The organism is Mucilaginibacter sp. UYNi724 (genome assembly GCF_054057495.1).
In genome coordinates, this window is sequence record NZ_JBSRZI010000021.1 from 1 (window position 1) to 23,885 (window position 23,885).

22 protein-coding genes and 1 pseudogene are annotated in these 23,885 nt (G+C 42.5%); 2 read left to right on the forward strand and 21 right to left on the reverse strand.

Annotated elements, in window-relative coordinates:
• Positions 1-95: 95 nt before the first annotated feature.
• The 7 genes and pseudogenes from ACVW0P_RS20825 to ACVW0P_RS20855 form a co-directional block, all read right to left on the reverse strand.
• A pseudogene (locus ACVW0P_RS20825) lies at positions 96-1,373 on the reverse strand (YWFCY domain-containing protein); the annotation flags it as partial.
• A 10-nt stretch (positions 1,374-1,383) separates the two neighbouring features.
• Entirely contained in the window at positions 1,384-2,625 is a 1,242-nt protein-coding gene (locus ACVW0P_RS20830) for a relaxase/mobilization nuclease domain-containing protein (RefSeq protein WP_457133776.1), read from the reverse strand.
• Positions 2,580-3,002, reverse strand: coding sequence for a plasmid mobilization protein (locus ACVW0P_RS20835; RefSeq protein ID WP_457133777.1), 423 nt, complete (start codon positions 3,000-3,002; stop codon positions 2,580-2,582). Before ACVW0P_RS20835 ends, ACVW0P_RS20830 begins: the two co-directional genes overlap by 46 nt.
• Before the next feature lie 179 nt (positions 3,003-3,181).
• Positions 3,182-3,439 (reverse strand): hypothetical protein, encoded by a 258-nt coding sequence (locus tag ACVW0P_RS20840; RefSeq protein WP_457133778.1) that lies wholly within the window; start codon positions 3,437-3,439, stop codon positions 3,182-3,184.
• Between the two features lie 70 nt (positions 3,440-3,509).
• The gene (locus ACVW0P_RS20845; protein ID WP_457133779.1) at positions 3,510-4,196 is read right to left on the reverse strand and encodes an AAA family ATPase; all 687 of its coding nucleotides are present in this window, start codon (positions 4,194-4,196) and stop codon (positions 3,510-3,512) included.
• Positions 4,197-4,308: 112 nt separating this feature from the next.
• A complete protein-coding gene (locus tag ACVW0P_RS20850; RefSeq protein ID WP_457133780.1) occupies positions 4,309-4,644 on the reverse strand; it encodes a hypothetical protein in 336 nt (111 codons plus the stop codon).
• A 3-nt stretch (positions 4,645-4,647) separates the two neighbouring features.
• The gene (locus tag ACVW0P_RS20855) at positions 4,648-4,965 is read right to left on the reverse strand and encodes a helix-turn-helix domain-containing protein (protein ID WP_457133781.1); all 318 of its coding nucleotides are present in this window, start codon (positions 4,963-4,965) and stop codon (positions 4,648-4,650) included.
• A gap of 185 nt (positions 4,966-5,150) precedes the next feature.
• Between ACVW0P_RS20855 and ACVW0P_RS20860 the strand changes: the two genes are divergently transcribed.
• Positions 5,151-5,942: an alpha/beta fold hydrolase gene (locus tag ACVW0P_RS20860; RefSeq protein WP_457133782.1), complete on the forward strand. Its 792-nt coding sequence runs from the start codon at positions 5,151-5,153 to the stop codon at positions 5,940-5,942.
• Positions 5,943-5,952: 10 nt separating this feature from the next.
• Complete coding sequence (locus ACVW0P_RS20865) at positions 5,953-7,413, forward strand: ATP-binding protein (RefSeq protein ID WP_457133783.1); 1,461 nt, start codon at positions 5,953-5,955, stop codon at positions 7,411-7,413.
• A gap of 88 nt (positions 7,414-7,501) precedes the next feature.
• Here ACVW0P_RS20865 and ACVW0P_RS20870 read toward each other — a convergent pair whose 3' ends face one another.
• The 14 genes from ACVW0P_RS20870 to ACVW0P_RS20935 form a co-directional block, all read right to left on the reverse strand.
• A complete protein-coding gene (locus ACVW0P_RS20870; protein WP_457133784.1) occupies positions 7,502-7,651 on the reverse strand; it encodes a hypothetical protein in 150 nt (49 codons plus the stop codon).
• Between the two features lie 381 nt (positions 7,652-8,032).
• A complete protein-coding gene (locus ACVW0P_RS20875) occupies positions 8,033-10,207 on the reverse strand; it encodes a TonB-dependent receptor (protein WP_457133785.1) in 2,175 nt (724 codons plus the stop codon).
• A gap of 78 nt (positions 10,208-10,285) precedes the next feature.
• Complete coding sequence (locus ACVW0P_RS20880; protein WP_457133786.1) at positions 10,286-10,681, reverse strand: hypothetical protein; 396 nt, start codon at positions 10,679-10,681, stop codon at positions 10,286-10,288.
• Positions 10,682-10,713: 32 nt separating this feature from the next.
• Complete coding sequence (locus ACVW0P_RS20885; RefSeq protein ID WP_457133787.1) at positions 10,714-11,922, reverse strand: efflux RND transporter periplasmic adaptor subunit; 1,209 nt, start codon at positions 11,920-11,922, stop codon at positions 10,714-10,716.
• Positions 11,915-13,162: an HlyD family efflux transporter periplasmic adaptor subunit gene (locus ACVW0P_RS20890; protein WP_457133788.1), complete on the reverse strand. Its 1,248-nt coding sequence runs from the start codon at positions 13,160-13,162 to the stop codon at positions 11,915-11,917. Before ACVW0P_RS20890 ends, ACVW0P_RS20885 begins: the two co-directional genes overlap by 8 nt.
• The gene (locus tag ACVW0P_RS20895; protein ID WP_457133789.1) at positions 13,149-14,372 is read right to left on the reverse strand and encodes a TolC family protein; all 1,224 of its coding nucleotides are present in this window, start codon (positions 14,370-14,372) and stop codon (positions 13,149-13,151) included. Before ACVW0P_RS20895 ends, ACVW0P_RS20890 begins: the two co-directional genes overlap by 14 nt.
• Positions 14,372-16,264: an efflux RND transporter permease subunit gene (locus ACVW0P_RS20900; RefSeq protein WP_457133790.1), complete on the reverse strand. Its 1,893-nt coding sequence runs from the start codon at positions 16,262-16,264 to the stop codon at positions 14,372-14,374. Before ACVW0P_RS20900 ends, ACVW0P_RS20895 begins: the two co-directional genes overlap by 1 nt.
• Positions 16,261-17,535, reverse strand: a complete 1,275-nt coding sequence (locus ACVW0P_RS20905) for an efflux RND transporter permease subunit (protein ID WP_457133791.1) — start codon at positions 17,533-17,535, stop codon at positions 16,261-16,263. Before ACVW0P_RS20905 ends, ACVW0P_RS20900 begins: the two co-directional genes overlap by 4 nt.
• Before the next feature lie 45 nt (positions 17,536-17,580).
• On the reverse strand, positions 17,581-17,829 hold the full coding sequence (locus ACVW0P_RS20910; protein WP_457133792.1) for a heavy metal-binding domain-containing protein: 249 nt from the start codon (positions 17,827-17,829) through the stop codon (positions 17,581-17,583).
• Between the two features lie 120 nt (positions 17,830-17,949).
• Complete coding sequence (locus ACVW0P_RS20915) at positions 17,950-18,318, reverse strand: HYC_CC_PP family protein (RefSeq protein ID WP_457133793.1); 369 nt, start codon at positions 18,316-18,318, stop codon at positions 17,950-17,952.
• A gap of 24 nt (positions 18,319-18,342) precedes the next feature.
• On the reverse strand, positions 18,343-20,367 hold the full coding sequence (locus tag ACVW0P_RS20920) for a copper-translocating P-type ATPase (protein WP_457133794.1): 2,025 nt from the start codon (positions 20,365-20,367) through the stop codon (positions 18,343-18,345).
• Between the two features lie 9 nt (positions 20,368-20,376).
• Positions 20,377-20,598 (reverse strand): SHOCT domain-containing protein, encoded by a 222-nt coding sequence (locus ACVW0P_RS20925; RefSeq protein ID WP_457133795.1) that lies wholly within the window; start codon positions 20,596-20,598, stop codon positions 20,377-20,379.
• A gap of 29 nt (positions 20,599-20,627) precedes the next feature.
• Positions 20,628-21,083: a 5-fold beta-flower protein gene (locus ACVW0P_RS20930; RefSeq protein WP_457133796.1), complete on the reverse strand. Its 456-nt coding sequence runs from the start codon at positions 21,081-21,083 to the stop codon at positions 20,628-20,630.
• A 126-nt stretch (positions 21,084-21,209) separates the two neighbouring features.
• Entirely contained in the window at positions 21,210-23,885 is a 2,676-nt protein-coding gene (locus ACVW0P_RS20935) for a multicopper oxidase domain-containing protein (protein ID WP_457133797.1), read from the reverse strand.

Genomic DNA, 23,885 nt, shown 5'->3' on the forward strand with positions numbered 1-23,885 from the left:
AAACGCTTTTACAGCTCTCGCTGCTATCGTTCGCCAGCTAATTGCCTGGTCAATTTGCCACGGAATCAGGTGGTCAACATCCCCGGAATATCAAGATTATTGGCTAAACAGACAATTTTCGGTTCCTCGGGATTATTGATATCTAATGAAAAGTCATTGCCACTCAAAACATAATACAGTTGAGGGGAAGATAATCTCGCAAGACTTATCTTCGCACTTGCAATCTGTCCTTCCAACTGTTCATAGGCTTCGTTCTTCCATGCTGATACAAAAGGATTGATCAGAACTTCGATTTCAGGCTCCTGAAGCAAAACCTCAAACAAATCTTTATACTCTACCTGTGCCAGTTCAATTACATGGGGAAGTGTACAATAGCGTCCATTCTCATACTTCTTTAAAAACCACATAATGGCGGTAATAAAATTGATCGGAGATTCAACAAAAAAGTCGCCCTGTTTCTTTATCCATTCCCGGTTAAGGCCCAGCATTATTGTACGGCTGGAATCAATGGCATCAGTAATATCAAACATGGTATGCGGTTCTAAGGGATTAGCGCGGTGCATGATCTGTTCCAGGTTAATGATATATTGAACAGGTTTTACTTTATAAAGGTGACCGTATTTCAGTAACGCATTGTAAACGATTTTAGTCAGGTCGTCATATTTAAAATCATAGACCAACATGGTAAATCCTTTCTGTATATGCTGTGTAATAATATGACGGATAACAAAGTAAGATTTACCGGAACCAGGGCTTCCGCCGATTAATGTTCCTCTAAATGGATTGATGATATTGATCCAGCTTTTACGGATTTTCCCTTTAAGATTATATATAGCCGGCAGATTTATGGAGTATTCATTTTCAAGTAACCGCTCCTCCTGTGGGAATGATTCATTTTCTTTATTAAATATGTCTTTGCCCAAGTTTAATTTAATCATTCTGAATAACAAGCTGCCCCCCGACATGATGAAGAAATACCCTAAAGTTGACAAGCTTATATACAATAGAGCAACCGTATTAAAAGGATATTTGATACCTAATATCAGATTGCTGATAAAGTAGAGTACCAAGCCTGACAAACAGTAAGTGACTATCGTTCTAATTCTGATCATTTCATCTTTTTTGCCCCTGCTTCCTATTAGTGATGCCAATAATAAAATCAGGGCTGATAGTTTTGCATATAAAACCGTTTTAAATATTGCCATTTTAGTTAGCGGCAATAACACATGGTTTATAATTGGCTTATTCAGTCCCCAGGCTTCAAAAGCCGGGTAGCATGATAAGTAAAAATGCACCATCAATACCGCTAAACTCAATAACCTTGTAAAGTCAATTATCTTTCTAAGGGCTTGTTCATTTTCTCCAGTTTGCATAAAATATAAATTAAAGTGAATGACCTTTTCGTTTCTTTTTCCGTTTGTTTTGGGTAAGGCGTCCTATGGCGGCCATGTCCTGTTGTTCTTCTTTAAACAACATATCTAATATAGATTCACCACCACTGTTAGATTGGGAGCCTGAAATATTGTCAGTAAAATTATAAGACGGATTTACCTTATCCGTTTCCTTTTTAAAAGTTCTATTATCATTTTTGAACCATCCTGCAAGTGAAGCAGCACTATAAGTTTTCCCTAAATCGCTGCCGTTAAATACTGCTTTCGATTTATGATCCACGAACGTTATTCCATATAAATGACCTTCATCATTTTGCCGGAATATTACCTGGATGCCCTCGTTTTTTAATTGTTTTTGAAAGGCGGATTGCGACATTGGTTTCAATAATGCCTTATCAATTGTTGTTTTTAATTGTTCTTTTAATGGCTTCCTGAGCATTTCATTTAACCGAAATCTTTCCTCCAAAGCTTTCATAGTTGGCTTTCCGTATATGCTGCTTGCCTTAATTGGTACGCCAATTTTGTTGCCTTTCCCATCCAAAACCCAATATACCAACCCGTTTTTTTCGTACATTCTTGAATCTTTAGACCCCCGGTCTGCGGTAATATTATACTGATTCAGTACTGCGTTAAGTTCTGGGATGCTGGTAAATTTATATGCTCTTACTAGCTCCGTTACGACATTAGTAATAGATCTTTTTAATTCCGACTTGCCATAATCCACCTGTTCAAGAGGTTTGACTATAAGGTTTTGTTGTTTACCCTGATCCTCCGCCTTTACAAGATTGTAGGTTAATTCAACTTGCTTTCGCGCATCTTCTGATGCCCTGTTGGCAAGTAAATGAAAGCTGATTCGCTTACCATCTGGTTCGATGTTAGTTGTTACTAAATGTAAATGTGGATGTCCGGCATCGTAATGTTGATACACTAAATAGGGTTGTTTTCCAAACCCTAAACCATCCATGTAATCATCTGCGATTTGCTGAAGAATGTCCTTATCTAAATTTTCATTCACGGCAAAGTTCAAAGAAACATGCAATGTATTGACAAGGGTACGCTCATTGCGCTTTGTCAAATCCGCTAACCTTTGCAACTTATCATTGAACGATAAATCGACTGGATCTTTGAGATAGCCCTGTGCTAAAATCAATTCAGCTTTACCCAGCCGTACCTTATGCTCATTGTAATTTATTGCACCGATGATACTTCTTCCGGTTTTAATTTTTGCGACCATAATTCAGAGAAACTTTGCATACGTTCTTTGATTTGCCCTATTGACGGATCAACCTTGCTACCAATAATAGAAAGGAGATTAGACCATAACCGGTTATCGGCATTACCGTGGGCACTGTTTATTTGACGGACTGCCTGGTTAAGATTATTCCCGATTGCATTCAATTCTTTCCGCAGCAAGGCCAGTTCTTCAAGCATATCATCCATTGATTTATCACGGTAGTTCATAACCACCGGTTTGCCTAATAGAATGCTACGGGCATATTCACTAAGCTTGTTAAATCTTGTCTTTTTAAATGCGTTATAAATCAATTGATATTCTGTTGGCTTTAGTCTTGTAAGCAATGTTTTTGATCTGTTATTATCCTGATTTTCCATAATTCTTATCGTTAAAAATTCGACCCCGGAGAATTTTTCCATAGCCCCGCACTGACTACGGAAGGAAGGGCAAGATTTCGTTTGTAATACAAACGTTTATCTTGCTGATTGCTATCAAGAGGCAATCTCCCCCTTTAAGACATCTTTTACTTGCCTGCATTCTGTGAAGACTGGTTGCTTTAAGACTTCTTCGATTTGGCATCCAGGAAGAGTTTTAAAGCATCAATATTTATATCCTTTAAAGAAACATCGTATTCCACACCGTATGACTTCATGCGCTTTAAAAGAGCCTTGGGAATCCAGACATTTAGCTGCGCCTCGTCCTCTTTAATTTCGGCATTTTGCTTTATCGGATTAACTTCCTGCAATGGCGTTTTGGGCGTTTCCTTTTTTAGTTTATCGGCTAAACCACCCAGCTTAACTTTATAATCTGTCATTGTAAACCTTTCTTTAAATAGTCAATAAAAAATGATATTGGGTTTAATACATTATTATGTATTTATGTAATTATGCACTGATGCGGTTAACGATTTCCTCTGCTAAAGATGTTATCTCTTCCTTCGCCTTAACGTCAGTCCCTTGAAGCACCCCAGCGGTGATTGATGATCGCGCTATGCTCACCCTATCATGGATCATAGTTTCCAAAACAGGTATTTCCATGCCCTTTAAAAGGTCGCTCACTTCTTTAGTTATACCTGAACGTGGCTTAATCATATTCATAACTATTCCGGCCTGAATTTCCGGCTGCCTTTCCTGCGCGTCTTTAACCAATGCGATAGTTGAACGTATAGCCATTACATCAAAAAAACCAGCTTTAGTAGGAATTAATATAAAATCAGAAAGGCTGAATAATTCAAGCAGCTTATTGGACAGGTATGGCGGTGTATCAACTATGATCAAGTCATAGTCCAAATTTTTTATTTCCTGTAGCTGATCGTTGCCCATTACGGCAAGACCAGGTAACTCGTCTTTAATATGATACAAGCTGCCTTGCAAATCCGTATCAACTAAAGCAACGTTTAGTTGATCTTGAAAACAAACTGCTAAATTCATTGCCAGTGTGCTTTTTCCTACGCCACCTTTTTGGTGTGCTACTGTGATGATCTTTCCCATTTTCTGTAATTCTAAATTGTTGTAAATACATAATGCTGCAATTGCATAATGCTGTAAATTTTTAAATACATAAAACCTCATTTGCAGGGTTCTTTAAATACATATTACTGTAATCCTATAATTCTATGAATGCAGATTTCTGTAAGTGCATAATCCTATAATTATGTATTGCTGTAAATACGTAAACGTGTAATTATGTATCGGGGAAGGCAATTCGTTTAGCTTCCTGCCGTTCTAATAATTTTGTGTTCTGAATTGTATTATCTACCCAGTCCTTGGCCAATACTTTCCAATTTTTTTGAGGTACACCCTTGACTGTTTTCCATTCCATATTTTCATGGTGCTGATAAAAACTTTGCGCATCAGGTAAAGCAAGGTTTTGTTGGAGGAAATAAATTGCTACATGATTAATCAGGGGAGGGACATTATAGCCCATTCCTTGATTGTTATAATCAGTCATTTTGTCATCGTAAATATTGATAACATCCTTAACCGCTACTATCCTCCGTTTGGCTTTCCTCTTCGACATAGGTTAATACTTTACAGTCATTGGACTTTGCATTAATTCCTCAATTTTGTCGGCATCGTAATAGGTTGTATTGCCTAACATGGTAAAAGGTATTTTACCATTGTCCCGCAATCGCTGTAACTTACCATGAGATATATTCAAAACTTTCCGTACTTCTATGGCTTTGAGCCATTTCTTAGTTTTGCCCCTAACCTGGTCTTTAAGGACAGATTTGAGTTCAGATAATAACAGGTCTTTAAATTCTAAAAGGTCGCCTACAGTAATTAACTGATCGCGGAATACCTTTCCATGTTTTTCAAAATGTAAAATGACTTTTTCCATAATCAATATTTTAATCCCACAAAATTGAACAGGAAGAAATTAAGTTTTTCACACCTTGTACATGAGGTAGGTGTTTTTTTTAGAATTTGATTTTAATTTTAAAGGTTACAATTGTGGACTAATTTCAAGTCAGCCCTACTTTCATTAATTTAAGAGATTGTTATATCTTTACGCTTTTATAGCCTATGAAAGACATCCTAAAAAGAAATAATGTTCGCGTTTTTGGCCAAGGCAAGAAACCGATGCTGTTCGCGCATGGCTACGGCTGTGACCAAAACGTTTGGACTTCTATTACCCCGGCATTTGAAAAGGATTATCAACTAATAGTTTTTGACTATGTAGGCTCAGGTGGTTCTGATCTGTCTGTTTATGATAAAGAGCGATACAGCACTTTAAAAGGTTATGCAAAAGATGTGCTGGAGATCTGTGATGCGTTGAGTTTAAAAGATGTAATTTTTATCGGACATTCGGTAAGCGCGATGATCGGTGTTTTGGCTGCAAATGACCGGCCGGAACTATTCAGCAAACTCGTCTTTCTTGGACCATCACCACGATACATTCATGATGAAGGCTATGTCAGTGCTTTTGAGCGCGACGACCTGGAAGGCCTTTTCGAGATGATGGATAATAATTACCTGGGCTGGTCACAAGCGTTGGCGCCGCAGATCATGGCTAATCCGGAGCGTCCGGAACTCGGCCAAACGCTAAGCAATAGTTTTTGCGCAACTGACCCGGAGATCGCCAAACAATTTGCACGCGTAACCTTTTTATCAGATAACCGAGCCGATCTCCAAAAGCTTACCGTGCCCAGTCTTACCTTGCAATGTGCAGAAGACATCATTGCCCCATCGGCGGTTGGAGAGTTCATCAATACACATACGCGAAATAACCAGTTGGTTATCCTAAAAGCCACCGGCCATTGTTCCCATATGAGCGCTCCAGAAGAAACTATCGAGGCAATAAAGTCATTTATTTAATTTAAAGCATTTGGCACCGCAGTTGGACCCGGAATTCTTAGCCTCGCTGATTGATGGTGAAACGCTTTACCATAACGCGCCTTGCGGTTATTTTTCCTGTTTGCCTGATGGTACATTCATTAAAATCAACCGTACCTTACTAAATTGGCTGGGCTACACAGAAGGGGATCTCATCGGCAAGGCCAGTCTCACAGACCTTTTTAGCAAAGGTGGTAAAATCTACTATCAAATGTTTCACTACCCCCTTATTCAATTAAAGGGTCAGGTAAATGAACTTAATTATGATATCCATCGAAAAGATCACTCATTTTTTCCAGCATTACTAAATACCAGCGCAATCAGGGATGTTAAAGGGAAACTACTGGCGATCAACATCATTGTGGCGGATATATCTGACCGAAAAAAGTACGAAGCTGAGTTATTGCGGGGTAGACAAATGGCTGAAGCGGAACGCAAGGAATTTGAGTTCGTGGCGAATTTTATTCCGGAGATGATTTGGACAGCGGAGGCCGATGGAAAAATCAATTATGTTAATAAACGTTTTTTAGATCATTTTAATGTGCGGCATGATCAATTAAACCAAGATTTGCTCAGCAGGGGTATTCATCAGGAGGATCGTAGTTTGGCATTGCGCCGCTGGGTAGGCGGAATCCGCGCGGAAGCGCATTTTGAGGTACAATTCCGGCTAAAAGAACGCTCGGGCGATTACGAATGGTATTTGTTAAAAGGTTCACCTTATCGTAACGAAACGGGTGAGATTACAAAGTGGCTGGGTTCATGTACGAATATAGATGCCCATGTGCGCGAACTGAAAAAGCGTGATGAATTCATTAGTATTACCAGCCATGAATTAAAAACACCGGTGACTACACTTAGGGCTGCGATACAAATACTTGGTCGGCAAAAAGATATGCCACCAATTTATCAGCAAATGATCAATCAATCAAATCGAAGCGTCGCGCGTATAAGCCAGTTTATTGAAGAACTGCTGAATGTCAATCGATTAAATGAAGGTCAAATTCAAGTAAATAAAAGGTCGTTTGATTTGCTGGAGTTGTCAGAGACTTGCAGATTGGATCTACAGGCGGCCACTACTACAAGGTTGGAACTGGTAGCAGAAGGCCGATTTATGATTATTGCCGACCCCGATCGTATTGAGCAGGTGATTGCAAATTTTGTAAACAACGCCATCAAATATGCACCGAACTCTTCTGCTATCCAAATGAAGCTGGTTAAACAAGATGCCTTTATTCGTTTTTCAGTTATTGACCAGGGGCTTGGTATAGCGTCGGAAAAACTGCCGCATCTATTTGAACGGTATTATCGTGCCGATCACGCCGGAACGCAATATTCGGGGCTGGGATTAGGCCTATATATCTGCGCAGAGTTAATTAAACGGCATCATGGCCAAATAGGTGTAGAAAGCATATTAGGCCAAGGCAGTGAATTTTGGTTCACCTTACCGCTTTAAATCATACAATACCGTTCTCATTATTGAGAGTTATAGCGTTTTAAAGTAACGCTTTGGAGTGAATTATAAGACAGAGAATTTCAAGATATTAATGGGCTTTGCCCCTAACCTGATCTTTAAGGACAGATTTAAGTTCAGATAGTAGCAGGTCTTTAAATTCTAAAAGGTCGCCGACAGTTATTAACTGATCGCGGAATACCTTTCCATGTTTTTCAAAATGTGAAATGACTTTTTCCATAATCAATATTTTAATCCCACAAAATTGAACAGGAAGAAATTAAGTTTTTCACACCTTGTACATGATGTAGGTGTTTTTTTGAAGAATTTGTTAAAAAATGGAAAGCCCTTTACAGTTTAGGTAAAGGGCTGTATCTTAAATCAGAATGGCCAATATTATTAAATTAGTATCAGTTAATCGCCTGTTAAATTAAATAATACTATGCTAAGTGTTCGGTAAGGAAACGCGCTACTTACTTTACGGCTTTATTTATCTCGGGTGAGTTATTTTAATAATCTTAATGATTTCCGTCTGCCACACCAATATCTAAATTTAGATTTATGTATTTGCAGATTTATGTAAATACATAAATCTGCAAATAAGAAGAACTCTAAGTTGTAGTTATAAAATTTTTACTCTTAGACCTACATTAACCACCGCACCGTCCAAAGGCGCATAAATATTCTTGAATTTAGGCGCAGTCAAACTGCCTGTGTAAATACTGCCCCATTTGGTTTGGCGCTGATCGGTCAAATTCTCGGCGTTGACAAAAATATCCAGGTGCTTCCACATCTTCTGTACCAATAAACCAAAGGTTACGTAGTCTTTGCCGGTCGTACCGTCTGATAATAACTGCGGCCCGGTATAAAAGCTTTCTGCCCCAAAACGGAAACTGCCCTCAATTTCATAAGTCGCATCAAAACTTAATTGATTTTTGGGCGTAAGTGTTTGCAGTGCGCTTACCCCGTTGAAATGTGTTTTGGTATCAGTGTAAGTATAGCCGACATAAAATACCAGTTCATCCATCACCAATTTGATATTGGTTTCCGCGCCCTGAGTGTTTAAATAACCGGGGGCGTTAATAAAACTATTGCTTTGTAGGATGAGCGGCCTGTCCACCCTTGTTGAAAAGAACAATTGGTTTACGTTAATAACCGCTTCATCGCCTAATGCACTGCGGTAATTCAGATCGCCGTTTAAACCATAGGATTGTTCAGCTTGTGTATTGCCGATGTTTAAGGGCTGAATATGCACATAGTCATCCTGTTCTACCTCGTCGTTGAATAAGGACGGCATTTTATAACCCAGTCCGCCGCCAATTCGGCTACTCAAATGGTCTGTGATCTTAAACAGCGCGTTTATTCTCGGCAAAATAAATAGACCCGATGATGGTGTGGCCGGTGCGGGGTTATTGATATCAAGGCGTAAACCGCTCTCTACAGAGAACCAATTATTTGCCTTGTAAGTGTTTTGTACAAAAGTCCCGATGGTAACCTGGTTATAGCTTAGGCTGTTTTGCGGGGGGGCTGCCGTAAAATGATCGGTGATCAGGTTGGCACCGGCAACCCAGGAAGCTTTTTCGCCATTACGCACATAGTTGACTTCACTGTACGAGGAAATCTGCCTGCCTTTAAAATCAAACGCGGGCCCGGCCAGATCCCGGTCAAAATAGCCGATCGTATTTTTGAAATTGATCTTGCTTTCTTCATCTATCTTATGGGTAAATGAGAGTTGTGTTGAAAAGCGGAATGATTTGTTTTGCTCAAAATATTGGTGCACATTATCGGGTTGACCGGAAATGACCTGCAAATCGCCACCCAAACGGTTCTCATAAGTGGTATTTACACCGAACCAGCCCGAATTATGTTCATTCATGTACAGGAATACTTTCGGGTTGATGGTAAAGCGTTTCGTTTGCGGTATCGCGCTTAGACCTGTATTCGACGGGTCATAAGCGCCATTGTAATTATAAGAACCAAAAATAGTTGTGCCGATATGTTTCCACTTTTGGCTGTAATAGCCGCTGGCATCTGCACCTTTGGCGCTTGTCCCATTTAATAAAAAAGTCAATTCAGGTTCTTTCTCCGGCACTTTGCTGATGAGGTTGACTAAACCTGCAATAGCGCCGCCGCCATATAAAGTCGAGGATGATCCTTTGATAAATTCTACTTGTCGTAGGTCCAGCGGGCTGATCTGTAATAAACTGAGATTACCCGAAAAGCCTGAGTACAAGGGCATCCCATCTTGCAGGAGTTGCGTGTACCTGCTGCCCAAGCCCTGGATACGGAAACTGGCGCTGCCGCTCACCGCTGAAGTTTGCTGGACGTGAATGCCAGTGGTTTCTCCCAGCAGCATTCTGATATCGCCGGGACGCATGGTGCTTTTTTCGTCCAGTTCTTCTAAGGGCAACGCCTCTATACGCGTTGGGATATCCCGCAGGTTCTGGTTGGTTCGGGTGGTTTGTATGGTTACTTCTGCCAGTTCACCGGTTGATGGTTCCAGGTTAATGGTCAATACCTGATCGGGAGTTTGTATTGGAAAGCTGTAAACCTTTTCGCTTTTGCCAAAACCCACATAGGTGATCTCAATCTCGAATTTACCGTTAGGTATATTAGGAATAGTCAATAAGCCGCTGGTATCAGCGCTTATGCTGATCTTTAGGTCAGGAATGGTCGCGGTCGCGCCTTTCAGCACCGCTTTGGTCTGGTCGTTGAATACTTTCGCTCGGAATGTATTCTGCGCTGATACCAAATGTGCCAGCAGCACAAAGGATATCAGCATGAAAAATCTTTTCATGTATATATGAATATGTTAGCCATAGCTATGCTATGGCTTGCGTTAAAAACTGGATGAATAAAAAATAGAGTGGGATATTTAGGCTATCGGTGGCCTGAAATGTTTATGGTGATATTCAGAAGTATAGAATAGAATGTTGTAGATAGGCTTATTAATTATGGGGTGGCTGGTAATGGTAAAAAGCCGGAATACATGCTGAACGAAGAAGATCGAAAGCGTGGGTTGATGTTGGAACTGTAGTGCCCCACCGTTTTTTGGTTGGGCGTCATGGGCGTTGTTCCCAAATAGCTCTTTACCGTGCAGTAGGTAATCGCCGACAAAATCACAAATATCCGGTTTACCTGCCTTGATCTCACAATAGGAGCGGTACATCGCAGGCAGGTCGCGCATCAAAGAAAAATCACTCAAAGGAAAGATCACGCTTCCCGCTAAATAATAGCAGGCCAAGAATAAGCCGATCAATGATTTTTTCATCAGAACAAAGATATGATAAATTTAGTCCGACGTTACATTTTCATCCCCACCATGTTATCATTGCCGTTTTTGAAGATCGCTTCGCTATTCAATAAATACGCGCCATTTGTCACCACAATAGCCCCGGCATCCAACCCCGACAGCACCTGCACATAATTCTGGTTCCCCGAACCTAGTTTGATCATCTTTGGTGAAAAACTGCCATCGGTATTTTTTACCCAAACCTTGCTGCCATTTTTATCTGTCAGGATAGCTGAAGCAGGGATGGCTAAAGAACGGATACCCCCACCGCCAATAGAAATATAGGCCAACATTCCTGGCCGGATCGATCCCTGCGGGTTGGGGATACTTACCCTTATCAGATCTACTTTAGATGCTGCTGATAATTCGGGATTAACAAACTCTATCTTACCCGGAATAATTTGTCCGTTAAGATCAGGAAAGGAAACACTTACCCGGTCGTTTTCTTTGTAGTTCCCGGCATCACTGGCATATAATTGTGCTTCAATCCATAAATTATTTAATGCCTGCGTTTTTAATATGCTCATACCCTCGGTCACATAATCCCCCTCGTGAACCGAAATGCCGCTAACCGTGCCGCCGACTTTACTTAATACAGTCGTCGTGGCCGACACTTTCCCTGAAGCCGCCATGTTTTTGATCTGAGCCGGTGACAAACCCCATAATTGCAGCTTGTTTTCGGCAGCACTGATCAGTTGCTGATAGTCCACATCCGGGTTATGCAATACCTTTTGTTGCTGTTTAGCCAACAGGTATTCCTTTTCTGCTTCCTGCAAGTCTTCGCTGTATATGGAATAAACGGGTTGTCCTACGGCTATTTTTTCACCAACAGTCCTTACAAATAATTGCTGCACCCGCCCCGCTATTCTCGCACTTAATTCGGCGGCTGTATTTTCATTCGTAGTTACCGTGCCTGTCAGCGTTTTTTCGTTGCCAATGTTTTCATCCCTAACGGTATCTGTTTGGATACCGGCTAACTGAAGCTGGGTTGCCGTCAGAGTTATTTTATCGGAACTGGTACCGGCTGAACCCGTAAGTTCCACTTTGATCAGTTTCATACCACAAATAGGGCAATTGCCCGGATGTTCCTCATGTATTTGTGGGTGCATGGAGCAGGTATAATAAGCTTTACTTTGCTGCAAGGCTAGCTGATGCGGTTTTTGCTGGCAGGCAGTAACCATTACTCCGATGAACAGCGCTACTATTTTCAATTTATTCATGACTTTGCGTTTTAATAAAGCTCTCGCTGTCTGTTAAATATTGGGCGTTTGATGCCAGGCTATCCGTAACAGCTAAACCTTTTGTAATTTGTATTTGAGCGCCATTTACTGAACCTATATTGACCAGGTGCGCCTGGTAGGCAGCACCCTTTTTCAGCCATACAATTTGCGCTCGGCCCAGATCAACCAATGCAGACCGGGGTATCCATAAGCCCTTTGTTTGCCCGGTTTGTATTTCAGCTTTGACCAGGCTGTTTACTTTCAGCTCATGATCCATATTGTCTAAATAAACCCGGACACTTGTTGTCTTATCACCATTCTGTAAAACAGGCTCTATAAAATTGACCTTTCCGGCAAGCAGTTTCCCTGGCAGATCAGGCAGCGAAATTTTAACCGGCTGGTTTAATTTTAAAGTGGCGATATCAGAACGGTCGATCTTGATGATTGCCCATAGCCTATGAGGATTGACTACATTGAACAAGGTTTGCCCTTTTTCAACATACATACCCGCTTTGATAGCTAACGGCAGGTTATTGGTAAAGTCCGAAGCGGCCTGTTGATATACCGCGCCGCCCATCTGGATATGTGCCACATCATGGACGTGGCCATCATAGTGACTAAAAACGGGCAGGCTGTAAAAAGGCTTACCATTTTTAATAGCTTGATTAACCTGCTCATTAGTCATTCCCTGTAATAATAGTTTCTGCCGCGCCGCATTGAGCAATCCTGTTTCCCCTGGTGAGTTTTTGCTGATAAAAATTAAGTCCTGTTGTGCGGTAACCATCTCCGGGCTATAAATATCAAAAATGCGCTGCCCCTGATGTATCTCCTGGAAAGCATATTTGATGTATAGTTTTTCAATACGCCCCGAAAAACGGGATGCGATATTATTAAAAGTTCGCGTATCAAAATCCAGGTAACCATCTGCCGAAATATTGGTTTGTATTTCCTTTTGTTCGGGTACGATAGCCTTAACCGTGGAAACTACCGAAGAGTTAACCGGCTGCAAAACGGTATTCAAACTAATACCCGCGTCCACACTGGCCTGGCCTGTTTTTTTTACCAGTGTCATGCCACAAATGGGGCAGCTACCCGGATGGTCTTCCAATACCTGCGGGTGCATCGGGCAGGTATATTTCACTTCGCTTTTTGCCTGAACTACTACTGGAGCAGGTTTTGGGTTCGAGCAGGCGCTGAGGACTGCTATAAAGGCCACCAGGATAATTTTAATTGCTTTCATTTTCCCTTTCATAAGCTACCTGTAAGGTTAATAGTTCCTGTAACCGGTCTAATGCTTCCATACGCATTAGCTGTAAACTTTTGATGCCGTCCAAAACTGATGGCAAGTCCCCGGTGTTTTGATCGTAAGCCAGCAACGCTGTTTTGTAGCAATTTTGCAAAGCAGGTATGATGTTTTGCTCATAGTTTTTTAACTGCCTTTTCTTACTGCTCATATCCGCTCTCATTCCTGCCAGTTGCCCCTTTGCCTGGTTGAGTATATCCAGTTTCTTTTGCTGTAATTCCTCCACTTCAAAGCGGATACCTTTCAGATTGGCCTTATATTCTTTAGATGCCCAGGGAACAATAGGGATCGTTACAGAACCCATTAAAACATATTGGTTAGCCATACCGCCGTAGCTTTGCATGTGTCCCGCCTGTATCCCAAAATCCGGCTTGCGTTTGGCGTATTCCATTTGCGCATTTAACTGTTGTAAATCAATATTCCGGTTAATCCCTTTTATATCACTTCGTGCATTGGAAAGGGCAGCAGTGCCAGTTATAACTGTTTCATATTCCTTTACTACGTAAATGGTATCTACCAAAAAGGCTGCCTGTTTCTCCCTGTTCATCAGCGTATTCAGCATGATGTTCTTTTGGCTGATCTCGTTATTGAGTTGCTCACGGGTATTATCCAGTTGATACAACTCTGCTTTGGCTTTGTAAATATTGGGCAGCTTTTCCTTACCATAAGTAAGCCGGATATTGGCATCCTTGAGCATATATTCAAGTAGCTCCTGCGTATGCTGTAACAACGCCAGTTTCTTTTCCAGTACCACCCGTTCGTAATAGTATTGCTTGGCCTGGGCTATCAGTTGATTTTTAAGGTAGCTTTTATCAGTTGCGGTGACCTTGGATAAGCCTCTCATATAATCTTCCTTTGCCTTTAGCTTGGCTGGATTGATAAACATTTGCTCGGCCTGTATCATAAATGCACCGCCGTTCGGACTAAGTTGATAGGGAACCTGGTACTGCCCCGCGCTTACCTTTGGCGCATCAATGCTTTTTGCCCCGGTCGCGTAAGCGTCCTGGGCACTGGCCTTTGCATCATAAGCCATTAAAGCAGGGTTAGCACCAACACGGGCTAAAACGCTGTCTAACGGCAGGCGCTGTGCTTTGGCAAAACTGCCCACGCTTAGCATCGCTGTTAATATAATTTGATATTTTTTCATTATTCTTTTACCTCCAATACTTCCAGTTTACCATATTTCCTGAGTTCGTATTCTTTCACCATTAAAAAGATGAGCGGTGTAACCAGTAAAATGTGCGTGGAAGAAGTTAACACCCCGCCGATCATCGGCAGTACAATAGGCAGCATCACATCGCTGCCTGTCCCGGTTGCCCATAGCACCGGCACTAAACCAAACAGGGCAACACAAACCGTCATGAGTTTTGGCCGCAAACGTTTCACGGCACCGTTCATCACATAAAACCTTAAATCCTCTTTAGTAATGGTTTCTTTAGAATTGCCTTTTAAAATAACCAGCTGTTGCATCGCATCATTAAGGTAGATCACCATCACAATGCCCGTTTCTACGGCGATACCAAACAAGGCGATAAAGCCGACCGCCACGGCTACCGATAAATGTACCCCAAAGAAATACACCATATACGCGCCGCCGATCAAGGCGAACGGTATCGAGATCAGGCTGAAAAATGCCTCGCGGATAGAATGAAATGCAAAATACAGGCAGGCGAAAATAATTAGCAGTACAACAGGTAATATCATCTTTAAGGTATGCTCCGCGCGTATCAAATTCTCATACTGGCCGCTCCATTCGATATAATAGCCTTTTGGCAGCGTTTTGACCATCGTATTTAACCTGTCCTGCGCTTCCTTAACGGTACTACCCAGATCACGGTCGCGCACATTAAATAATACCGTCCCCCTTAATAACGCATTTTCCGATTGTATCATGGCCGGGCCATCACTGATCTTTATATCGGCAACGGATGATAAGGGTATCGGGCCGTTGCTGGTTGTTTGCACTAAGGTGCCCTTGATCGCATCCAGGTTGTTCCGGTAGTCCTGCGCGAAACGGACATTGACACTAAAGCGCTGCCTGCCCTCTATCGTTTTGGTCAGGTTCATGCCACCCAAAGCGCTTTCCACTACTTCGTTCACATCATCCACGCTTAAACCGTAGCGGCCTATGGCATCTTTATTCACCTGGATATCCAAATATTTACCGCCGGTGATCGGGTCAACATATAAATCTTTAACGCCGTTTACACCTTGCAAAGACATTTTCATTTGGGTAGCTAAGGCGCTGATGGTATCTAAATTCTGCCCATAAACTTTCAATCCCACGTCGGTACGGATACCGGTAGATAACATATTAATGCGGTTAATAATGGGTTGTGTCCAGCCGTTTACTACGCCGGGTATTTGCAGCTTGGCGTTTAACTCATTGATAATATCTTCCTTTTTGATCCCCTTGCGCCATTCGTCTTTTGGTTTCAACAGGATAATGGTTTCCGTCATGCTGATCGGCGAATTATCCGTAGCTGTATTGGCCCGTCCTGCTTTCCCTAAAACGCTTTTTACTTCGGGTATGCTTTTAATGATCTTGTCCTGTACCTGTAACAACTGCTTTGCTTCTGCATTGGAAACGTCCGGTTGGGTAACCGGCATAAACAGGATCGTGCCCTCGTCCAAAGGGGGCATAAACTCACTGCCTAAGCTTAATAACAACGGTATGCTAATCAGCAGCGCAATGATATTGATAGTTAAAGTAGTTTTGCGCCAGGTTACGCACCAGTTGAGTATGGGGCGGTATATCTTTTCCAAGCCCCGGTTTAGTGGATTATGGTCGTCTGTTCTTAATTTCCCTTTCAGAAAAAAGGAGATCAGTACCGGTGCCAGCGTTACCGCTAATATGGCATCAATGGCCAGTATAAATGTTTTTGTCCATGCTAACGGCCCAAACAGCTTGCCCTCTTGCCCCTCCAGTAAAAATACCGGCAGGAAGGACGCTACAATGATCAGCGTTGAAAAGAAAACGCCTCGGCCAACCTGCTTGCAGGATGCTTCTATGATTTTTATTCGTTCTGCTGTGGTCATGACTTTTCTTTTTGTTGCGCGATAGATAAGTTTCTATGCGAGTTTTCTACCATGACGATCCCGTTATCTACAATTACCCCGATGGCTAAAGCAATACCAGTTAGGGACATGATGTTAGAGCTGATGCCAAAGGCGTTGAGCAAAATGAAACTTGCGGCGATAGTGATGGGGATTTGAATAATAATGCTCAAGGCACTACGCCAGCTAAACAGGAACAGGATAACGATAATGGAAACGGTAATCATTTCTTCGATCAGCGTATGCTTAACCGAATTAACCGCGTTTTCAATGAGTTCGCTACGGTCATAAGCAATATTAAAGCTAACACCCGCAGGCAAGCCTTTTTGAATATCAGCCATTTTATCCTTGACCGCGTGGATCACCTTATCCGCATTTTCGCCATAGCGCATCACTACAATGCCGCCGACAGCTTCGCCATCGCCGTTGCTGTCAAAGATTCCCAGGCGTTCATCGCCACCCATCTGTACAGTGGCTACATCTTTTATTTTAACTGGTATGGAGTTGATCACCCCGATAGGGATATTTTCTACATCAGTTAAACTTTTGATATATCCCAGGCCGCGAACAATATAGCCGGTGCCGTTCATTTCAAACTTTCGCCCGCCCACATCATTGTTATTGCTTTTTACCGATTTAAGTACCTGCGCTAAGGTTATGTTGTAATAACTAAGCTTATGGGGGTCGATGGTGACCTGGTATTGTTTTTCAAAGCCGCCGAAAGAGGCAACCTCGCTCACACCGGGAACGGTTTGCAAACCTAATTTTACATACCAGTCCTGTAGTGCCCTTTGCTCACCCAGATCCATGCCTTTAGCATTCAAAGTGTACCATAAAATATGCCCTACGCCTGTACCATCCGGCCCCAATGTTGGGGTGATACCCTGAGGTAGTAAACGCTGCGCATAGTTCAGCCTTTCCAATACCCGGCTTCGCGCCCAATACACATCCGCTTTATCGTCAAAAACGACATAAACAAAACTCATCCCGAACATGGAAGTAGCGCGGATGGCTTTTACTTTGGGGATGCCTTGCAGGTTACTTACCAATGGATAAGTTACCTGGTCTTCCATAATTTGCGGGCTGCGCCCTTGCCATTCGGTAAATACGATTACCTGGTTATCCGACAAATCGGGTATTGCATCGATGGGATTTTCGTGAACGGCATAGGCTCCCCATCCAAATAATGCGATGGCGGTCAGCAGGGCGATATACCTGTTTTTTAAGGACAGGGTAATCAATTGGTTAATCATCTTCAATTAATTAAGGGGACGGGCCAGACCTATCCCCGTGAGCATTTACATTTTCATCTTTTCAGCAGGTTTCTTTTTGTCGACTTTTTTTACCAGCGTCATACCGCATTTCGGGCATTTTCCTGGTTTGTCGCTTAATACTTCCGGGTGCATGGTACAGGTGTACTGAACTTTAGCAACTGGTTTTACCTTTTTGGTTTTAGTAGTGTCAGAAACGAGATTAGTAGAATGCGCGGCAAAAACGGTCGCGGCAGAAAACAGAATGGCAATAGCCATCAGCATTACTTTTTTCATGTTGTTAAAAATTGAAAATGGATAAATAACATAGGCAGAACCTATGCGTGAATTATGAATTAAGATTGATTACAATGGAAGTATAGCCCGGTACTGAAATGTTGGCTATAAACGTACAGGTCAGATCCTGTAAGCGCAATTAAGGGTATAGATCGGTACATCAGCGTTCCCCGGCGGCGCGTTCGCCTGATAGTTGATAGGAGTAGATAGTTCCGAAAGAATGTCAGCTGCATCCAAATAAGTAGGCGCCGGTAATATAGCCGGTGTAGACGGACTTAAAACAGCGGTGTTCCCCGTAACATGACTGTCCTTTATTTTAAAGCTTTTGCTTTCATTCTTACAGCAATTATCCTTATCGGTATGATCTGCCGAAGCATAGGTCAGCGTAACCGAAGTGAGTTTACCGCAGCAATAAAAACGGTTTATCCCGATACCCACGAGGGATAAGAGATAGATGGCCGTTAATATAATAAGCGCGGAGCGTTTCATAATTCAAATATATGGATTTATATATCAGTTCTTTACTTTTAATAAGCTGGCATTGATGGCAACTACTACGGTACTTACCGTCATCAGTACAGCACCGGTCGCCGGACTTAATACAATGCCCTGGTTGTATAAAACACCTGCCGCCAGCGGCAGGGCAATAACATTATAACCTGTTGCCCAGATCAGATTCTGTATCATTTTGCGATAAGTCGCTTTGCCAAATAAAACCAGGCTAACAATATCTTTGGGGTTACTGTTAACCAAAACAATCCCTGCTGTCTCAGCCGCAATATCGCTTCCTGAACCCACAGCTATACCAATATCCGCCTGAGCCAGTGCAGGGGCATCATTTACCCCATCCCCAGTCATCGCTACAAACTCACCGTTGCTTTGGAGTTCTTTGATCTTTTCCAATTTTTGATGTGGCAATACTTCGGCAATAAAGCTATCCATGCCCAACGTTTTACTTACGCTGGCTGCTACTTTTTTGTTATCACCAGTCAGCAGGATAGATTTGATATTTTCTTCCCTTAGCGTTTTAATCGCTTCCGCTGATTCGGGACGTATTTCATCTGATAGGGCAATGTATCCCGCCAGCTTTTGATCGATCAATACAAACACCACCGTTTCGGTGTCATTGGCGGTAAATCCATCCGGTACAGCTAATTTATTTTCATTCAAATAGCCAGGACTAACTACCAATAGTTTTTTGCCCTCTACAGTCGCTTCTACGCCCTGGCCCGTGATCGCCTTAAAGTTTTCGGCTTGCGGAATGGGTAGTTTTAATTCTTTAACTTTTTGAAGGATGCCTGTAGCAATAGGATGCTCAGACTTTTGCTCCAGCGCCGATGCCAAACGGATCAGCTCATCTTCCTTGATGTCTTTATTTAGGGAAACCACCTTTGACACTTCAAACTTTCCAACAGTAAGCGTACCCGTTTTATCGAATACTATAGTGGTGATTTTTCTGGCGTTCTCGAAGGCGGTTCTGTTTTTGATCAACAAACCGTGTTTAGCCGACAGGGCCGTTGATTTCGCCACCACGAGCGGGACGGCTAAACCCAAAGCATGTGGGCAACAAATAACGATAACGGTTACCATTCTTTCCATCGCGAACGCTAAGGTCTGCCCCGTTAAGTACCAATAAAGAAATGTAGCGATACCCGTTACCAACGCGATCACGGTTAGCCATTTGGCTGCTGTATCCGCCAAAAGCTGTGTTTGTGATTTTGATTTTTGTGCATCATCGACCAGTTTAACCACCTGCGATAAATAGGAATCTTTTGCCGCGTGAGATACGGTTACCTTAAAAGAGCCATTTCCATTGATAGAACCAGCAATTACTTTATCGCCCTTTGCTTTTAATACCGGCTTGGATTCACCCGTCAGCATCGATTCATTTAGGTAACTTTCACCCTCCAATATGATCCCATCTGCTGCGACTTTCTCGCCGGGCTTGATCAGGATAATATCGTTCTCTTTTAGCGTATCTGTTTTTACATCATGCACCATATCCGGCATGACCATGTGCGCATCTGAGGGCATGAGCTGAACCAATAACTCCAGTTCATTTGACGCACCCATAACCGAACGCATTTCTATCCAATGACCCAATAACATGATCAAAATAAGGGTAGCCAGTTCCCAAAAGAAATCCATTCCTTGCAAACCGAATACAATAGCCACGCTATAGCTATAGGCAACGGTAATAGCGAAGCCAATAAGAAACATCATGCCGGGATTCTTCGCTTTTACTTCAGCTACCAAACCCGTTAGAAAAGGCCAGCCACCATAAATAAATACCACCGTAGACAGGGCAAACAAAATGTAGGAAGAGCCTGTAAATTGCCAGTTTATCCCTATAAAATGCTGTATCATGGTTGACAGCAACATAATAGGAATGGTCAATGCCAACACCACATAAAACCGCTTTTTAAAATCAGCAATCATCATGGCGTGGTGGTCGTGCTCCGACATTCCCATATGCGGGTCATGGCCTTTGTGCATTTTACTATGATCCATATCTTCCGGCGTTTTGTTCATTTCCATAATTGTGAATTATTTGGCTAAATCAGTTTCAAGTATCTTTTTCTTTTCGTGGTACTCTTCTGTCGTGATTTCACCGGCAGCAAATCGCTTTTGTAGTATATTCAGCGGCGTGTCTTTCCGCTTCCGCTGGCCGGGAATATCATAAGGTGTCGCGAATATCCAAAACAGCAGGATCATCCAAATGAACCACCATATCAAATGCATTCCTCCAAAATTTCCGTAGTACATCATGATCTTTAATTTTAATATCAGTTAAATAATTATGCTTTTTTTACTGCTTTTTCCTTTGCCTTCATTAACCAGTAGCAATGCGCGGCGCAGGCATGGAGCTTATAGTTTTTGTGTGTCGTTCCGAAATTATGCCCCTGTGGATCTAAAATGGCGCAGTTCTCTCTATCAATATCTTTGGTGTTTAAAACATTGTCGCCGTTGATATTATAGTACGAACCATTCTTTTTTGCCATACCTAATTTTCGTCCGTCGGAGCCAATAACATTACCATCTTTATCGATAAAATATAACTCCTTGCCGGTGTTATCCCTGACCATATTGTTTTTATCAATATAGCCAAGTTTTGTCCCGGCATGGTTATGTATCCCTCCCTTGGCGTTAATAAATATTTTTTGGGAAGAATCGCGGACGGTTTGGGCGAATGCACCCGTGGCGCCACTTATTATGACCAATAAGATCAGCAACAGCAGATTTAGTTTTTTCATGATTTGATTGTTTAATGGAAGTAAATGTTATCTATCACAAAAATCCACTAATTGGCCTTATATTTATCTGATCATCAACAAGTTCATATGTGATCCTTATCACTTATGAACCCTTCATCTGCTATATCAATAAGTCAGCGTTAATCCGCCGCCTAAGCCCATATCACTGTCGTAATGCGTTGACAAGGAGAAATACTTAGTAACGATATATCTTAAACCAGCCGCATATTCTTTATCGGTGTTCACCATGATATTGAAGCGTAAACGGGCTGAAACCGGTATGTCGTCCCGTCCTAACTGGAAGCGCAACTTGCCATCACCGTCGATACGTGCATCCGCCACAAAAAGCATCGGCAAGGTATAGGCAACACCGGCCACTACGGTATGTCGGTCATTCTTGTTGCTTACCTGGCCGAACATATTTTTGTAGTCGCTACCAAATATGTTCTTCTCATTGGGATTAAACTTCTTGTAATGATAATCAAAGCCAACATACGGATATAACCACTGGTTACGACCAATATAACGGCCGACCATTGTTTCACTTTCATAACCCATCGTAGCGTCGGTGCCTAAATGCCACATGGTACTGGCTTTCCAGCGGGTGTTGGAGAGCATAAATTGCGCATCGCTTCCATTACTTTCTAATCCAAGTTTGCCCATGAAATGCGGCATCTGGTCGTCCATGTTTAACATCTTTCGCGCAAGCTTAGGATCAGGTATTTCCGGGTTAGGCGGCGAGTTTTCATAACTAAATATTCTGCCCATACCGCTCATCATGTGGTATAAAATATGGCAATGAAAGAACCAGTCTCCGCCAGCTTCAGACGCGTTGAACTCTATGGTGTCCCGTTCCATCGGCATAATATCCACCACATTTTTCATCGGAGCATTTTCACCCTGCCCGTTGATAATCCTGAAATCATGTCCATGCAGGTGCATCGGGTGGCGCATCATGCTGTTGTTGTATAGGATGATCCTTAGATTTTCACCCTTTTTTATTAAGATCCGGTCTGATTCGGATACCGTTTTGTTATCCATTGTCCATACATACCGGTTCATGTTGCCGGTCAGATCAAATTTAAGTTCCCTCATCGGGCCTTTGGGTAATGTCGTATTATGAGGGTCACGGAGCATCCCGTAGTTAAGAGTCACAATATCCGAGTTGTCGGCCGCCATATTCATACCAGCCATGCTTTTATCATTCGCCATCTGCATACCCGGCATAGTGCCTTTTTTATTGTCTGCCTGGGGTTTATCCGCGCCGGTTATTTCAGGATACATGACAGTATTCATGTCCATGGTTTGGTTTTGCATTTTCATGCCGTCCATTTGTACCATATTACCGCTCATGTCCATCATGTCGTTCATCATCTTCATCCCGGCGAAGTATTTCAGTTTCGGCATTTTTTCTGCATAAACCTTTTGCCCTTTGCCCAACCAAAGCGAAGCTGATTTGGTGCGGTCTTCGGGTGTAACCAAAAATTCATAACTTTTACTTTCCGGAATAGTAACTACCACATCGTAAGTTTCAGATGGCGCGATGATCAGTCTGTCCACTTCAACCGGATCAACGTCATTACCGTCAGAAGCGACCACCGTAACTTTACCACCGGCATATTTAAGCCAGAAGTAGGACGTAGCACCGCCATTGGCTATACGTAACCTTACCTTGTCCCCGGCTTTATATTGGGGTTGCTCATTTTGATCTTTGCCGTTGATCAGAAATTTATCGTAGTAGACATCGCTCACATCCATCGCATTCATGCGTTTCCACTCATTTGCTACTTTAGTTTTAAAATGACCTGCTTTGATCGCCTCCAGATAACTTTGTGTAGTGCCTTTTTGTATGGCGAACCAGTCGGATGCGGCGTGTAAACTGCGGTCAACTTCTTTAGGGTTCATGTTCGTCCATTCGCTTAAAACCACCGGTAAGGTTGGGATATTCCATTCTTTCCGCTTATTCATGATAAATGCACCATACATACCGATCTGCTCCTGCAAGCCGGTATGGCTATGATACCAGTGGGTGCCATGCTGCTTGATCGGGAATTTATATAAGTGCGTTTCACCCGGCATGATCGGCATCTGTGTGAGATTAGGTACGCCATCATAACGGTTTGGTAAATAAAGGCCATGCCAGTGCAGGGATGTTTCTTCTTTCAATTTATTATGCACATATATCTCGGCCGTATCGCCTTCGGTAAAAGTCAGCGTCGGCATGGGAATGCTGCCATTCACCGCGATTGCCCTTTTTGGCTTACCTGCATATTTGACGATAGTGTCTGCTATATAGAGATCATAACGAACAGTACGTGGCGGCACATTGTTGACCAGTGTTTTGATGGGGCCTAACTTTGCTTTTGCGCTTTTCATATCATTGGCCATTTCACCGGCATCATTCATTTTCATCCCGTCCATTTTCATCCCGCCCATATCACCTGCCTTTTTACCGGTATCTTTGGCCATTTGCATACCACCCGGCTTTTCAATGGGGGGCGTTTTCTGATCCATTTTCATCCCATCCATTTTCATTCCACTCATATCATCCGCTTTTTTTCCGGGTGCTTTCGCAGGAATACCGCCGGTCTTTTTCACGGTAGCTTTAGGTTTTTCTTTGACCAGTTTCATGCCACATTTAGGGCAATTACCCGGCTTGGTCGCATGGATCTCCGGGTGCATGGGACAGGTATAGGTGACCGGCTGTTGTTTTTGCATACCAGGCATATTTTGCATATCGCTTTGAGCGAACGCGAACTGCTTTAAGCAAAGCAGCATCGCCACAAATAGTATTTTTTTCAT